The sequence below is a fragment of the Kitasatospora nipponensis genome (assembly GCF_039528135.1).
GTDB lineage: Bacteria > Actinomycetota > Actinomycetes > Streptomycetales > Streptomycetaceae > Kitasatospora > Kitasatospora nipponensis.
Genome location: NZ_BAAALF010000441.1, coordinates 1 through 1,543, shown reverse-complemented (window position 1 = coordinate 1,543; position 1,543 = coordinate 1). Strand labels below are relative to the sequence as shown.

Sequence of the window (1,543 nt, the reverse complement as noted above, 5' to 3'; positions counted from 1 at the left end):
CGTACGGCGTACAGAACTGTCCTCAGGAGGACTGCAGTGGCGAAGGCGAAGTTCGAGCGGACGAAGCCCCACGTCAACATCGGCACCATCGGTCACATCGACCACGGTAAGACGACCCTTACCGCGGCGATCACCAAGGTGCTGCACGACGCGTACCCGGAGATCAACCCCTTCACGCCGTTCGACCAGATCGACAAGGCGCCGGAGGAGCGGCAGCGCGGTATCACCATCTCGATCGCGCACGTCGAGTACCAGACCGAGGCGCGTCACTACGCCCACGTCGACTGCCCGGGTCACGCGGACTACATCAAGAACATGATCACCGGTGCGGCCCAGATGGACGGTGCGATCCTCGTCGTCGCCGCCACCGACGGCCCGATGCCGCAGACCAAGGAGCACGTCCTCCTGGCCCGCCAGGTCGGCGTTCCCTACATCGTCGTCGCCCTGAACAAGGCCGACATGGTGGACGACGAGGAGATCCTGGAGCTCGTCGAGCTCGAGGTCCGTGAGCTCCTCTCCGAGTACGAGTTCCCGGGCGACGACCTGCCGGTCGTGCGCGTCTCGGCGCTCAAGGCGCTCGAGGGCGACAAGGAGTGGGGCGACAAGCTGCTCGGCCTCATGGCCGCGGTGGACGAGGCGATCCCGACCCCGGCCCGCGCCGTGGACCAGCCCTTCCTGATGCCGATCGAGGACGTCTTCACGATCACCGGTCGTGGCACCGTCGTCACCGGTCGTATCGAGCGTGGCATCCTCAAGGTCAACGAGACTGTCGACATCATCGGCATCAAGGAGACCAAGACCACCACCACGGTCACCGGCATCGAGATGTTCCGCAAGCTGCTCGACGAGGGCCAGGCGGGCGAGAACGTCGGTCTGCTCCTCCGTGGCATCAAGCGCGAGGACGTCGAGCGCGGCCAGGTCATCATCAAGCCGGGTTCGGTCACGCCGCACACCGACTTCGAGGCCCAGTCCTACATCCTGTCGAAGGACGAGGGTGGCCGTCACACCCCCTTCTTCAACAACTACCGCCCGCAGTTCTACTTCCGTACCACGGACGTGACCGGCGTCGTGACCCTCCCCGAGGGCACCGAGATGGTCATGCCGGGCGACAACACCGCCATGACGGTCGCGCTGATCCAGCCGATCGCCATGGAGGAGGGCCTCAAGTTCGCCATCCGTGAGGGTGGCCGCACCGTCGGCGCCGGCCAGGTCACCAAGATCATCAAGTAGTCCTGATGCTCTGACCTGCCTGCTCCACAGGCTCGGAAGGGCCCCGGTTTCCGTCCGCGAGGACGGGGCCGGGGCCCTTCGGCGTTCGCGTCCGGTGGTTGACGGGCGCTCAGGGCGCCGCGCGCGCCGTCGATTTGACCCGGCCGCCGCGGTGTGACCCGGCAGACAGCCGGCTCGATTCGCTTTCAAACCTCGTGATATGGCAAGATAGTCAAGTTGCTCGGTTGAGTGCCGATGCTGCGCGCCTCCCGTCGGGAGGACCGGAAGCGAGTCCCATGTACTCGTCGTTCCCGTGATGGCCGTTCATGTGTTC

Annotated in this window: 1 protein-coding gene; it reads left to right on the top strand. The window is 65.7% G+C overall.

The genetic code is table 11. From position 1 onward, the window contains the following. Window positions 1–36: 36 nt before the first annotated feature. Entirely contained in the window at window positions 37–1,230 is a 1,194-nt protein-coding gene (gene tuf, locus ABD323_RS41005) for an elongation factor Tu (protein WP_344447195.1), read from the top strand. The last annotated feature ends 313 nt before the right edge of the window (window positions 1,231–1,543 follow it).